Annotated in this window: 10 protein-coding genes and 1 pseudogene; 7 read left to right on the forward strand and 4 right to left on the reverse strand. The window is 61.9% G+C overall.

Translation table 11 applies throughout. From position 1 onward, the window contains the following. Window positions 1–253 precede the first annotated feature (253 nt). Together M3O59_RS16560 and M3O59_RS16565 are read left to right on the forward strand one after the other, a co-directional pair. Entirely contained in the window at window positions 254–838 is a 585-nt protein-coding gene (locus M3O59_RS16560) for a hypothetical protein (protein ID WP_116907060.1), read from the forward strand. Continuing rightward, window positions 835–1575 (forward strand): annotated as a pseudogene (locus M3O59_RS16565) (DUF6792 domain-containing protein); the annotation flags it as partial. The gene M3O59_RS16560 and the pseudogene M3O59_RS16565, both read left to right, overlap by 4 nt. A gap of 7 nt (window positions 1576–1582) precedes the next feature. Here the strand turns inward: M3O59_RS16565 and M3O59_RS16570 are convergent. Beyond that, a protein-coding gene (locus M3O59_RS16570; protein ID WP_373419007.1) for an IS5 family transposase occupies window positions 1583–2381 on the reverse strand; the annotation gives its coding sequence in 2 pieces (ribosomal slippage) (window positions 1583–2111 and window positions 2110–2381; 801 coding nt in all). 76 nt (window positions 2382–2457) lie between these two features. Between M3O59_RS16570 and M3O59_RS16575 the strand changes: the two genes are divergently transcribed. After that, window positions 2458–2790: a hypothetical protein gene (locus M3O59_RS16575; RefSeq protein WP_249047081.1), complete on the forward strand. Its 333-nt coding sequence runs from the start codon at window positions 2458–2460 to the stop codon at window positions 2788–2790. Between the two features lie 362 nt (window positions 2791–3152). Here the strand turns inward: M3O59_RS16575 and M3O59_RS16580 are convergent, their stop codons facing one another. Continuing rightward, window positions 3153–3677 carry a hypothetical protein gene (locus tag M3O59_RS16580; RefSeq protein WP_116907021.1) on the reverse strand — a complete coding sequence of 175 codons (525 nt, stop codon included), beginning with the start codon at window positions 3675–3677 and terminating at the stop codon, window positions 3153–3155. A gap of 251 nt (window positions 3678–3928) precedes the next feature. On the opposite strand from M3O59_RS16580, the gene M3O59_RS16585 reads away from it, so the two are divergent. Next, on the forward strand, window positions 3929–5956 hold the full coding sequence (locus tag M3O59_RS16585) for a sodium-translocating pyrophosphatase (protein WP_116907022.1): 2028 nt from the start codon (window positions 3929–3931) through the stop codon (window positions 5954–5956). Window positions 5957–6213: 257 nt separating this feature from the next. Continuing rightward, window positions 6214–7316 (forward strand): IS3 family transposase gene (locus tag M3O59_RS16590; protein ID WP_373418981.1). Its coding sequence is split into 2 segments (ribosomal slippage): window positions 6214–6463 and window positions 6463–7316, totalling 1104 coding nucleotides; the frame shifts between segments, so codons are not numbered across the junction. Window positions 7317–7450: 134 nt separating this feature from the next. On the opposite strand, the gene M3O59_RS16595 is transcribed toward M3O59_RS16590, so the two are convergent. Next, window positions 7451–7933 (reverse strand): hypothetical protein, encoded by a 483-nt coding sequence (locus tag M3O59_RS16595; RefSeq protein ID WP_116905904.1) that lies wholly within the window; start codon window positions 7931–7933, stop codon window positions 7451–7453. A gap of 196 nt (window positions 7934–8129) precedes the next feature. Here M3O59_RS16595 and ppa point away from each other — a divergent pair, with 196 nt between their 5' ends. Both ppa and M3O59_RS16605 read left to right on the forward strand, forming a co-directional pair. Continuing rightward, complete coding sequence (gene ppa / locus M3O59_RS16600; protein WP_064629205.1) at window positions 8130–8666, forward strand: inorganic diphosphatase; 537 nt, start codon at window positions 8130–8132, stop codon at window positions 8664–8666. Between the two features lie 113 nt (window positions 8667–8779). Continuing rightward, entirely contained in the window at window positions 8780–9928 is a 1149-nt protein-coding gene (locus M3O59_RS16605; protein ID WP_064629207.1) for an HDOD domain-containing protein, read from the forward strand. 454 nt (window positions 9929–10382) lie between these two features. On the opposite strand, the gene M3O59_RS16610 is transcribed toward M3O59_RS16605, so the two are convergent. Further along, entirely contained in the window at window positions 10383–13352 is a 2970-nt protein-coding gene (locus tag M3O59_RS16610) for a TonB-dependent receptor plug domain-containing protein (protein WP_064629209.1), read from the reverse strand. Between the last annotated feature and the right edge of the window lie 26 nt (window positions 13353–13378).

Here is a 13378-nt window from a genome sequence, read left to right on the forward strand (position 1 = left end):
TTTTAAGGCATGACTTTTCCATCTACAGCGTATTGATCGACAGATTGGCTCTTTGGTCTCCGCTGATCCAGCCAACTGCTTCATCGCGCTGGCGCGACGCCAGAAGTAGCGTGGATAGCCCCCCATTCGAGCCTAAACTGCGTGCCTTCACTGCACAATGCGCGCAGGCAGCAGAAGCATCCCAATGACTCCCAAGATTGTCGGCCGTTTCGCTTTCCTCCTCATGCCCCTCTTCTTTGCAGGATGCAAGCCCATGAATGCGCCGAGCGAACCCTCATCTCCCTACAATGTCGACACCGACCCAGCCTATCGGAAGAACCCGCATCCGACGCAAGCATATCGGATCACGATGAAGATCGAGGATGCGCCCGGGCCGTTTGAGTGGATTTCGGGTACTGCATTTTATGAAATGACTAATCGCGATGCGTGCACACCTATCGATCACTCATTGGGCATGTCCACGAAGCAGAAGGAAGATGGCATCCCCATAGCTTTCGATAAAATCAACGACACCACATACGTGGCAAAGATCTATGCCGACGGGATGGTTGATGCGGATTATTACGGAAAGGGCATCTGTAATTTTGAGCTGGATGGCGTCGGCATTTCACTCAAGGCGACCGGAAAGCATGAAGACACTAGGTTTGAGCCAGCTTTATTCAAGAAAGAGCTTCATAGCTCAGCCCCTAAAATCACTTACTTCTGGAAAGGCCGTTATCCCAAAGAGGATATTGACAACTTCCCAGACAGTGGAAAGGCCAGAGCGGATCAGTTCAACAATGAGGCCCGACGAAACATATTCAAAGTCACGCTAATCACGGAAGAGGTAATGCCATGAGCCTGACAAGCCAACAATATGCAGCTCTTGCGAAAGATTCTTACGATGAGCCGCCTGAGACGGGAGCGAGCAGTCGCCCTGTCGATATCGGCGGCATTTCTTACAAACGACTTGAGTATGTAGACAGTCCTTCAGGCTATCAGGGGATTATCTATCAGCGGATCGATACCAACGAGATCATTGTCGGCCATCGCGGCACCGAGACTGAGCGGGAACTCAAGCAAGATGGTGCCTACACCGATGGAGGCATGGTCGCCGCCCGTCATAACCGCCAGGCAGCCGAAGCACTTGAGTTGACCAAGCATGCATTGGTCTATGCACAAAAACTCGGTAAGGACGGCGAAGCGGTTGACGTCACCGTCACCGGCCATTCCCTCGGCGGCAATCTGGCCCAGGTCAGTGCACACCACTACGGCCTCAAAGGCGAGACCTTCAATGCCTATGGCGCAGTCAGCCTGGACCGGCGCATTCCCGAGGGTGGCTCGGATGTCATTAACCACGTAATGGCCGGCGATGCCGTTAGCGCTGCCAGCAAGCATTACGGCCAGGTCAGGATCTACGCTGCGCCACAGGAAATCACGGCTTTGCAAAAGGCCAGTTATGCCAATGACCACAGCCTGTTGGATGACCGCAATCCGGCGGTCGCCAAACCGCTTGGCGACTCGCACCGCATGCATAACTTCCTGCCCGTCGATGCTAACGGCAACCCGGACCGCTCGGTGCTGGAAGATCCTAAGAACCTGTTCACAATCTTCTGAGTAACAGTGCCAAGAAGGCCAAATGGATGAACTGCAGGCTGGTGTTGAGTTTGCGCTCGCAGTTCTTCCATAGCCTTCGGTTCTTCTCCAGCCAAGCAAAACTACGCTCGACAATCCATCGCTTGGGCATGACCTTGAAGGTGTGCAGTTCGCTGCGCTTGGCAATCTGCACCGTGAGCTGCTCGCCTAAAATCTCTCGCGCGCCGCTGGCAAACGGTACTCCGGTGTAACCGCCGTCGCACAGTAAGCTTTGTACAAGCGTCAGGTTTGACTGACAGCGCTCCAACGCCTGCAGCGCACCTTTGCGGTCGGTCACCTCCGCCGTCGTCACCGCGATTGCGTGGGGCAACCCCTGACTATCAACAGCGATATGCCGTTTGATGCCCGACACCTTCTTGCCTGCGTCATACCCCTTTTGCCCAGCTGTGTCCGTGTTCTTGACGCTCTGCGCGTCCACGATCAAGAACCTGGTGCAAGCGTTGCGCCCCTGTCTCACGCGGGCCACGCCAACCTGATTTTTTGAGCGCCCGCTCCAGCAGGCTCACCCCCTCATCGTCGCACTCGCTCCACTTGGCAAAGTACGAGTGCACGGTCCGCCACTTCGGAAAGTCGCTGGGTAGCGCTCGCCATTGGCAACCGGTTCGCAGCACGTACAACACTGCGCACCACACCTCATATAAATCCACACGGCGTGGCTTGGTGCGCTTGCGCGCTTGTTCCAGGATCGGCAGCACGTGTGCGAACTGCTCCCGGCTCATGTCACTCGGATAGGTCTTTTGGCGCATCCGCATAGTCTGCACTGATCTGCGAAGATCGTGAACAGGTTCTAAGTCGCAGCAGTTGGCACAGCAATATGCGCCGATGATCGACAAGTACCGCGACGATGTGGCGCTGCTGCGGGGCGGTCTGACCCTGGCATCACGCCACTTGCAGTCCATGAACGTAATCGATGGCATCAATCACCTGCGCGGTACCCTCGCCCCCGGTGCCGGCGCGGCGGAAATGGCAGCCGAGCACTGGAAGGAAACGCAGCAGCGCATGGAGCGCGAAGACAAGCCGGTCTATGTGCCACCCGGCTGGAAGCTGCCTTTGGGTGCCGCTGCCGAGCGTAGCGTTGAGCCAGGTGCGAATTTAATGTCGAACGATCTGCTGTACCGCTCGATCTACAGCGAAGTGCCGCAGAACACCCCCTAATGTCGTGGCTATGCATGCCACTGTTGAAGCCAAACGCGCCGGCATCGTCAATGTGGACCAGCCACGCAGCGCAAACCTGGGGCAAACGTAGTTGCCTGCTTATGCCTGTGGTCGCTCCAACTGCGCAGGACGGCGATCATGCGTAAATCTAAGCCGATACGACTGTGTTTCTTAAAGTGTGAACGATGGTTGGATCACTGTCTCGATGTGGATGCGCAAACAAGGCAGCCGCATCGATAGCAACACCGGCATCACTCTTTATCGATACGCGCGAACTGGGTGGCATGCCGCTACTGAGCGTCATGCCACGCGCACGTCTATACCTCAAACAGCAACAACGCGCCCGCGTCACGCCGCACCTGTCACTGACACCCCTGGCCTTCCACCGTCATCTGCGCAGCGAACATCGGTACCTGCGGAATCTTGCCGGCTGCGGCCTGTTGTTTGGCATCCTCCAGATAGATGCGCGACTGGCCCTGGCCATCGAGTTGGGGCTTGGCATCTACCGGTTTGCGCCATACGCGCACCACCGCTTGCTGCGCCGGGCAGGCGGCGCTTGGTACGCGGATCACATCGTTGAAGATCCACCCCGATGCGACGCTGGGCGTGGCCTTGGCGAAATCCACGAAGCGTGCACGTGGTTGGCAGGTGGGACTGCTGCGCACCACCGACAAGGTGTACGGCTGTGCAGCATTGCCGGTGAACACGCCTTCCAGACGCGCGCAGGCCTCGGGAATCTGACGCAGGGTATGCACGGCACCGACCGCTTGTGCGGTGCCGGGTGCGCGTTGTTTCAGTTCGGGCGTCGGTTCGGCTGCGAACGCTTGTGTGGTCAGCAGCAGCATTGCAAGCGTCGCGGCATATCTTTGCGCAGCATGGTGGGACATGGGCACTCCTGGGTCGACCGAATCACGTTGGCCGCAGGCTGTCATGCCGCGACTGAACGACGCGCCAAAGCCTGGCGCTGGTAGCCACGCAAGCTGCGGCGCATACTCGTTCGCGATCCGGCCACCTGAACATTCGCGACGCGCATTACGGCTCATGTAGCCGTCGAGTCCGTATTCGTCAGTCCACTCGTTGCGTGTGCATCGCCCTTGGTTCGTCCCGACCGGACGACATCCATTCTTTGGGAGGGGTCATGCTGGAACACTACGGGTTGTGGCTTGCGCTGGGTTGTGCGGTGTTGGCAATCGTCTATGGCATCGTCTCGGCGCGCTGGGTGGTCGCGCAGCCGAGCGGTAACGCACGCATGCGGGAGATCGCCGCCGCGATCCAGGTAGGCGCGCGCGCCTACCTCAACCGGCAATACCTCACCATTTCGATTGCCGGCGCCGTGCTGTTCGTGTTGGTCGGGCTGTTTCTGAGTTGGTATACCGCGATCGGGTTTGCGCTGGGTGCGGTGTTGTCGGGCTTGGCCGGCTATATCGGCATGAACGTCTCGGTGCGCGCCAATGTACGCACCGCAGAGGCGGCGCGGCATGGCATCGGCCGTGCGATGGATGTCGCATTCCGTGGTGGCGCCATCACCGGCATGCTGGTGGTCGGCCTCGGCTTGCTCGGTGTGGCCGGTTATTTTGCCGTGCTGCAAGCGATGGGGCTGCCACTGGAGCAGAATCTGCATGCACTGGTCGGGCTGGCGTTCGGGTCGTCGTTGATTTCGATCTTCGCGCGCCTGGGTGGCGGTATTTTCACCAAGGGTGCGGACGTAGGCGCGGATCTGGTCGGCAAGGTCGAAGCCGGCATTCCCGAGGACGACCCGCGCAACCCGGCGGTGATTGCGGACAATGTTGGCGACAACGTCGGCGACTGCGCGGGCATGGCTGCAGATCTGTTCGAGACCTACGCGGTCACCGTAATCGCCACGATGTTGCTCGGCAGCCTGACGCTTGCCGAAACGGGCCCGCACGCGGTGCTGTATCCGCTGGTGCTCGGTGGCGTGTCGATCGTCGCTTCGATCGTGGGCGCAGCCTTCGTCAAGGTCAAAGCCAGCGGTTCGATCATGGGCGCGCTCTATAAAGGCGTGATCGTCTCCGGCGTGCTGGCGGCGCTCGCTTACTGGCCGATCACCCAATCGCTGATGCGCGACAACGTCCACGGCGCCCCGGCGTTGTATGCCTGCGCGCTGATCGGATTGGTGCTCACCGGCCTGATCGTGTGGATCACCGAGTACTACACCGGTACCCAATACAAGCCGGTGCAGCACGTGGCATCGGCCAGCACCACCGGTCACGGCACCAACATCATCGCCGGGCTCGGCATCTCGATGAAATCCACCGCGCTGCCGGTGATCGCGGTATGTGCGGCGATCTGGGGTGCGTTTCATTTCGGCGGCTTGTACGGCATTGCAACCGCCGCCACGGCGATGTTGTCGATGGCCGGGATGATCGTTGCCTTGGATGCGTATGGGCCGATCACCGACAACGCCGGCGGCATCGCCGAAATGGCCGAGCTGCCGCCGGAAGTGCGCGATATCACCGACCCGCTGGACGCGGTAGGCAACACCACCAAGGCCGTGACCAAAGGCTATGCCATCGGCTCGGCGGCGCTGGCGGCGCTAGTGCTGTTTGCCGACTACACGCACAACCTGCAGGCCGCCAATCCCGGCCAGGTCTTCGCCTTCGACCTGTCCGACCACACGGTGATCATCGGGTTGCTGATCGGTGGATTGATTCCGTATCTGTTCGGTGCGATGGCGATGGAAGCAGTCGGCCGCGCAGCAGGCGCAGTGGTGGAAGAAGTGCGCCGCCAGTTCCGCGAGATCCCCGGCATCATGGCCGGCACCGCCAAGCCGCAGTACGACCGCGCCGTCGACATGCTGACGCGCTCGGCGATCCGCGAAATGATCGTGCCTTCGCTGCTGCCGGTGGTGGTTCCGATCGTGGTCGGCGTGCTGCTCGGGCCGCGCGCGTTGGGCGGCTTGCTGATCGGCACGATTGTCACCGGCCTGTTCCTGGCAATTTCGATGACGACCGGCGGCGGCGCCTGGGATAACGCCAAGAAGTACATCGAGGACGGCCATTTCGGCGGCAAGGGCAGCGAGGCGCATAAGGCCGCCATCACCGGCGATACGGTCGGTGACCCGTACAAGGACACCGCGGGACCGGCGATCAACCCGTTGATCAAGATCATCAATATCGTCGCCTTGTTGCTCGTGCCGCTGCTGTAACGGCGCGGTGGCCGCGGGCGACGAGACCTGCGGCCATGCGTTACAGAAGGCTGCAGGTCTCGTCGCCTGCAGCGGATTGCTGAGCGGTATCCCGTCACCTGCATCACCGCCAACGCCTGTCCCGCCTACGGAAATGCGCTGGGCCGGCCCGATCCGCGACTGCGGCCTGAGGGATACGCTCAATGCTCTCGACGTCCCCCCGATTTTGAGTAGCGCCGCAGTTTGGAGTCCAATTCCCTACCCGAAGGAGATTGGACGTGAAGAAGCGTTTTACTGACGAGCAGGTCATCGGCTTTCTGCGTGAGGCCGAAAGCGGCGTGGCGATCAAGGACCTGTGCCGGCGCCATGGCTTCAGCGAGGCCTCCTACTACCTGTGGCGCAGCAAGTTTGGCGGGATGAGCGTGCCCGATGCCAAGCGACTCAAGGACCTGGAGGCAGAGAACACGCGCCTGAAGAAGCTGCTCGCCGAGCAGGTGTTCCAGAACGATCTGATCAAGGAGGCGCTGCAAAAAAAATGGTGAGCGCACCGGCGCGTCGTGCGCTGGTGCGCGAGTGGATCGGGCGAGGGGCCAGCGAGCGTGGCGCGTTGGCCGCGATCGGCATGAGCGCCAGTGCGCTGCGCTATTGCCCGCGCGAGGACCGCAACGTTGCGCTACGCGAGCGCATCGTGGAACTGGCGCATCGCCACAAGCGCTACGGCGTGGGGATGATCTATCTCAAGCTGCGCCAGGAAGGACGCCTGGTGAACTACAAGCGTGTGGAGCGCTTGTACCGCGAGCAGCAGCTGCAAGTCCGCCGCCGCAAGCGCAAGAAAGTGCCAGTGGGCGAGCGTCAGCCGCTGCTGCGGCCATCGCAGGCCAACCAGGTGTGGTCGATGGACTTTGTGTTCGACCGCACCGCCGACGGCCGGGCGATCAAGTGCCTGGTGATCGTGGACGACGCCACACATGAGGCGGTCGCCATCGAGGTGGAGCGTGCAATCTCGGGCCATGGCGTGACGCGTGTGCTGGAGCGGCTGGCCATCAGCCGCGGCTTGCCGCAGGTGATCCGCACCGACAACGGCAAGGAGTTCTGCGGCAAGGCAATGGTGGCCTGGGCGCATGCGCGTGGCGTGCAGTTGCGACTCATCCAACCCGGCAAGCCGAATCAGAACGCCTATGTCGAATCGTTCAACAGCCGGCTGCGCGATGAATGCCTCAACGAGCACTGGTTCCCGACACTGCTGCACGCACGCACCGAGATCGAGCGCTGGCGACGCGAATACAACGAGGAGCGACCCAAGAAAGCAATTGGCGGCATGACCCCGTCCGCGTATGCCCAACAGCTGGCCAACACCGATATCATCAACCCCGGACTCTAGACCCGGCCGCTACTCAGGATGGGGGGACGTCGCTCTCGCAGGGCGAGGTGGCGCCTACCCCCGCCCGCCGCCGCGGGCTAGGCTCTCGCTGGAGAGCCCAGCCTGCCCTGCAGAGCCCGTGCCTCGGCCAGCCATCACAGGCAGCCGATCAAACCGTCGTAGATCGGCGGCGCGCCGCCCGGCAGCGGCTCGAACAGTGGGTTGGTCACTGCCAGCGTGCGATACATCTCGTCCAGGCGGGTGCCGGCCTTCAGGGGCGCGGTGCAGCGCCAGACGCGGCTATCCGAGCGCAGGTAGCCGCTGCGGGGGTCGACGCTGACCTCGCTGGCGCCGAAGGTCCAGATGCAGCTACGCACCACCCCGGTGACGCGATGGACCGAGCAACGGAAGCGCAACGGCTGATAGTCGCTGAATTCGCCACCGCAAAAGGTGTCGCCGCAGATATTGTCGAAATCGCGCTCCAGCCGCTGTTCCAGATCGATGAAGGCTTCCCAGCCCTCGCCATCGGCCGGCCAGTCCACCGCATCCACGTAGGTCGGCGTGGGCGTTGCCGCAGCGGCAACCTGGGCGGTGAGGGACAGCAGCAAGACAAGGAGCAGACGCGCGAGCCTGGACATGGCACTTCCTATGCAGTGGATGAGCCTTCAGCGTGCGCCGCGGCTCAGGCCGCAACGATCGGGAAGACGCCCGTGATGAATGCGGGCTATGCCGCATGCGCCGGTCAGAACATTGCCCATTCAGTGTCGCTGCATCGCAACAGCCGAACGCGTAGAATCGCGCTCCACACACTGCTGACGCCTTGGAGCTACCCGCATGGGCCTTGAACTGGTCACCTCTGGCAAGAACCTGCCGGAAGAAATCAACGTCGTCATCGAAATCCCCAAGGATTCCGAGCCGGTCAAGTACGAAGTGGACAAGGCCAGCGGCGCGATCTTCGTCGACCGCATCCTCTCCACCCCGATGCGTTACCCCTGCAACTATGGCTACGTTCCCAACACCCTGTGCGGCGATGGCGACCCGGCCGATGTACTGGTGGTGCTACCGCTGCCGCTGGTGCCGGGCTCGGTGGTGCGTTGCCGTCCCGTCGGCGTGCTGCGCATGAGCGACGAGGCCGGAAGCGACGAAAAGATCCTGGCCGTGCCGATCGAGAAGATCTTCTCCGGCTATGCGCATATCGAAGACATCGCCCAGGTGTCCAGCCACTGGATGGAACGCATCGGCCATTTCTTCGAGCATTACAAGGATTTGGAGAAGGGCAAGTGGGTCAAGCTGGACGGTTGGGGCGGTGCGGCCGAGGCCAAGCGCATTCTGGTGGAGTCGGTGGAACGCTACAATTCCGACGCACCCTGATCCATCGACCGTGATGCAGCCCTGCACATGCAGGGCGATCGGGATCACGCTTTTGTCGTGATCCCGGTGACCGCCGGCGGCAGATTGGGTACATTGCCGACAGCGTTTGGCCGGTGTCTGTCACCGGTGACTTCTGGGGAAGTGTCTTGCGTATTCTGTTTGTTGGGGACGAAGCCAGTCTTCCGTCCGACCTTGTCGACTACGTTGCCGATCTCGGCGACCAGTGGCAGGCGCAGCAGGTGGCCGATGGGAATTCGGCGATCGAAGCTGCCGCGCTGTCGCCGTTCGACGCGGTCATCGTTGCACCGATCTTGCCGGACCTGACTGCCGCCACCTTGCTGGGGCAGATCCGCACGCTGCGCCCGGACACCATTCGTGTCGCCCTGATCGATGCGCAGGACGGCCAACGCACGCCGCCGGCCCGCATCATCGGCGTTGCGCATCGTTTCCTGCCGATGCCGCTGGCACCGGAAGTGCTGCTTGAAGCGGTGACCAGCCTGGAGGAGCTGCGCGATCTGCTCAGCAACCCGCGCCTGCGCGCGGCTATCGGGCGCATCGAAAAACTGCCTTCGCCACCGCACCTGTATCTGAGCCTGATGCACGCGCTGGAAGAAGACGATGGCGCCGATGCCGCCGACATCGCCAAGCTCATCGCCGGCGACCCGGCGATTGCGGCGAAGGTGCTGCAACTGTGCAATTCGGCGTTCTTTTCCGGCGGCCGCAGCATCACCGATCTGCGCACGGCTGTGACCCGCCTGGGCGTGGCGACGCTGCGCGATCTGGTGCTGGCCAGCGAAGTGTTTTCGATCCAGACGCTCACCCCGGCCGAGCGCAGTGCGATGCAGCGCCGCGCCCTGCTCTCCTCGCGCCTGGCCGCCAAGGTGCTGCCGCCGACCAGCGCCGAACTTGGATCCACCGCAGCGCTGCTGGCCGACATTGGCCTGCTGCTGCCCGGCGTGCGCGACGAGCGCGAGCCGCCAGCCGAAGGCGGCGACGAACGCCTGGGCCACACCGAAGCCGGCGCGTACCTGCTCGGCCTGTGGGGCCTGCCGATGCCGATCATCGAAGCGGTGGCGTTCCATCGCCATCCGCAACGCTCCAGCCTGCGCAGCTTCTGGGTCACCGGTGCAGTGCATGTGGCCACGGCGCTGGCCAGTGGCGAAGCCGTGGACGAAGAGTATCTGACCAAGGTCGGCGTCATCGCTCGTCTACCGGCCTGGCGCGAACAGGCCGATACGTTGCTGGGGCTTGCTGAAGCGTAAGCGGCGGCGGTGAAGGCAGCGATGGAAGTAACGAAAAGGCGCGATGACATCGCGTTTTTTCTTTGGCATTTCGCCGTCACGGGACACCCGTAGGATGCATGACGGGCGTTGGAGGCGCACTGACTTATGGCAACGTCAGCAACCGCGCGATCAGCAACGAACCGCTGGCATGCAGTGCGTGAAGTCACTGCTGTCCAAATCAACCTGGTGTTGCGGCGATCGAATTCTTACCTGCGCACCCGGACGATGGTAAACCACGCGCGCACGTGTCGTGCGCGATGCGTTTGCGACAAAGCTCTGGAAGCATCTTGTACGCGCCGTCCCGGCAGCGAACCACGTTCCTGATCATCATCGCGTCGCATAGGCACGCAGCGTTGAGAGGCGATCAGTGACAAACACAAAAAAAGCGGGCCTTTCGGCCCGCTTTTTCGACTCACTTACAACGCTTCGGTGATCAGAAGCGCTGGTTGTACTGCACGAACAGGAAGCGGTCGTAGTCGAGCATCGGATCGATCGCCGCGGTGCTGCTGTTGGTGATCGAATAGGTGATCGGCGGCTGCCTGTTCCAGATGTTGCGGGCACCAACGGTCACGCTGCCATCCCACGGAGCCTGCCAGGTGACCGAGACGTCCTGATAGGAGATCGAGCCCTTCTTGTTGGCGCCCGTACCGCCACCCCATGCCGGGTTCGAAGTCTGGTAGCCCGGATCGTTGCATTCAATGCCAGCCGCTGCGTCCCAGCAGTAGTCGCGGAAACCGCCGTAGTAACGCAGGTTCCAGTTGGCCGACAACGCACCCAGCGACCAGTCCAGGCCCAAGGTGGCGCGCACGCGCGGGAAGTTCCAGTAGCCGGCAGAGTTTTCCCACTGGGCACCGGCTTCTGCCTGCGACTTGTAGGTCGCCAGGTAGTTGGTATCCAGGTTGACAGCGAACTTGCCGTACGCGGTTTCCGGCATGCGGTACCGCACACCGAAGTTGTAGCCTTCGGTTTCCAGACGGCCCAGGTTGACGTTGCCGCGGCTCAGCGTGGTGACCTGCCCGGTGACCGCGTCGCGACCGTAGTCGGCACAGTAGCTGGCAAGGCTGTTGAGGTAGCAGTTGTTCAACACATCATTGGCCGAGAGCGCGGTGATGATGTTGGAAATCGAAATGCGGTACCAATCCAGCGAGAAATCCAGACCCTGCACCCAATGCGGGCTGTACACCATACCGACGGTACGGGTGATGCTGTTTTCCGGCTCGAGTTCGGCATTGCCGACGCCCGAATTGAACGGGGCATTGCCCTGCACGTCGCGACGCGTCACCGGGTTGCCTGCAGTATCGGTCTGACGGAAACCAGCCGGCAGGCCTTCGCCGGCGCAGCGTGCTGCCACACCCGCATTGCCCAGCGAGCCGAAGGTGGCATCGCACGGGTCGGTGAAGGTGTCGAACGTCTGCGAGCCGCCACCGAAGGTGTCGGCCAGCGTCGGCGCACGGAAACCGGTGCCGTAGGTACCACGCACAAGCAGGTCGTCGATCGGCTTCCAGGTGAAGCTGAACTTGCTGTTGGTGGTGTCGCCGAAACGGCTGTAGTTGCTGTAACGCGCAGCCACGTCGAACGACAGTTCCTTGGCGCCCGGCAGATCCTTCAACACCGGAATCAACAGCTCCAGATAGGCTTCGTTGGTCTGGTAGCGACCTTCGGTTGCCTGTGCGGCCAGGTCGGTGGTGTAACCGGCGCTGGACAGCTGATCCGGGTAGTCGTAACCGCTGATCTCGCGATGTTCGAAACCGGCCGCAAAGCCCAGCTCACCCGCCGGCAAGTCGAACAGGCCACCGGTGATGTTGGCGGTCCACTGCTTGCTCAGGCTCTGCTGCGTGGCCTGGCCCAATGCATTGATGTACTGCAGCGCGTTCGGCGTGGAGGCCGACGGGCCACCCAGGATATTGAACGGGGTGCACTGGCCCAGCGCATTGCTGGTACCCAGCGCGATCGGAGCCGCTGCGGTACCGCACTGCACCTGACCCTGTGCATTGAGGAACGACGGACCCAGTGCCTTCTGCAACGCCAGCAAGTTGATGTTGCCGCGCGAAACCTGCGTCACATCGTACTTGTTGTAGTTGAAGCCCACGTCCCAGTTCCAGCCGTGGCTGCCGACGTCGAACACGCCTTCGAGCGCGGCGTCGAAGTGGGTGGACTTGACGTTGCTTTCGGTGGTGCGCGGCAACTCGATGGTACGGCGGAACCAGCTATTGATGTCCTGACCGATCGGGTTGTAGTAGCTGCTACCACTGATTGCCACCGGGAACTGCGGCTGCGAGGTCGCCTGCAGCGGGTAGCCGGCAATCTGGCGAAGGGACTCACGCTCGGAGTACATCGCGGTCGACTTGAAGGTGATGCTGTCGGTGATGTTGTAGCTACCGCTGGTGAAGACCGACTTGTTCTTGCTGGACTGCTGCAACATCATCTGGTCGACGGAGTTGTAGTAGTCATCCACGCCAGCGCCAACGTGATAGTTCGACAGGCTGCGCGAATCGGCGCCGACGCCCTTGCCATCAAACGAACCGGTATGGTTGAGCACCCACTGGTTGGGGGACCATGCACCCTCGCCAGCACCGACGACATTGCCGTCGGTATCGAGATAGTTGCCAGCGCCAGGCGTACCCACTGCACGCGGATCGTTGAAACGACCCCACGGGCCGGTCGCGCTCAAGCTGTCTTCGATATGGTTCGGCCCGGAGGAGTAACGGGTCAGCGCGCGGTCCTTGGCCCACACCGGATCTTCCTGGGTGTAGTTGACGCCAAACACCAGCGAGGAGCGCTCGTTGGTGGTGCCTGCGGTGAAGGAGTACTGCTCCTTGGAACCGTCGCCGCGGCCGTTCTGACCGAAGTACGCCGACGCTTCGGCACCTTCGTAGTTCTGGCGCAGGATGATGTTGACCACGCCGGCCACTGCGTCGGAGCCATAGATCGCCGAGGCGCCGTCCTTCAGGACTTCGATGCGCTCGATCAACGAGCTGGGAATGGTCGACATATCGCTCAAACCAGCCAGGCTGCTAGTCCAACGCTTGCCGTTCACCAACACCAGGGTACGGTTCTCACCCAGGTTGTAGAGATTGACGTACTGGCCGCCCTGCTCCGCGTTGGAGCTCAGCACTGCTGCCTTGCTGAAGGTCTGGGTGCCGGCGATCGAGAGGTTCTGGAGGATGTCGCCAACGCTCACCAGGCCGGACTTCTGAATGTCCTGCTGGGTGACAGTGAACACCGGCTGTGCGGTTTCAAGGTCGACCGAGCGGATGCGCGAGCCGGTGATTTCGATGCGGTCCAGCGTCGTGGTCGACGGGGCGGACTGCTCTTGTGCGTTGGCGGCAAAAGCCGGCGTCAACGCGATCGCAATACCGGCGGGCAACAGGCCCAGCCGCACTGCGGAGGTGCGAAGGTTCATCAATCTCTCCAGGGTTCGTTAGTGGC

The sequence above is a fragment of the Xanthomonas nasturtii genome (assembly GCF_023337365.3).
GTDB lineage: Bacteria > Pseudomonadota > Gammaproteobacteria > Xanthomonadales > Xanthomonadaceae > Xanthomonas > Xanthomonas nasturtii.

Excerpts from the sequence above, each read along its gene's own strand:
- ppa (WP_064629205.1), top strand. The coding sequence starts at position 8,130 with ATGGGCCTTGAACTGGTCACCTCTGGCAAGAACCTGCCGGAAGAAATC.
- M3O59_RS16595 (WP_116905904.1), bottom strand. The coding sequence starts at position 7,933 with ATGTCCAGGCTCGCGCGTCTGCTCCTTGTCTTGCTGCTGTCCCTCACC.
- M3O59_RS16580 (WP_116907021.1), bottom strand. The coding sequence starts at position 3,677 with ATGTCCCACCATGCTGCGCAAAGATATGCCGCGACGCTTGCAATGCTG.
- M3O59_RS16610 (WP_064629209.1), bottom strand. The coding sequence starts at position 13,352 with ATGAACCTTCGCACCTCCGCAGTGCGGCTGGGCCTGTTGCCCGCCGGT.
- M3O59_RS16585 (WP_116907022.1), top strand. The coding sequence starts at position 3,929 with ATGCTGGAACACTACGGGTTGTGGCTTGCGCTGGGTTGTGCGGTGTTG.
- M3O59_RS16560 (WP_116907060.1), top strand. The coding sequence starts at position 254 with ATGAATGCGCCGAGCGAACCCTCATCTCCCTACAATGTCGACACCGAC.
- M3O59_RS16575 (WP_249047081.1), top strand. The coding sequence starts at position 2,458 with ATGATCGACAAGTACCGCGACGATGTGGCGCTGCTGCGGGGCGGTCTG.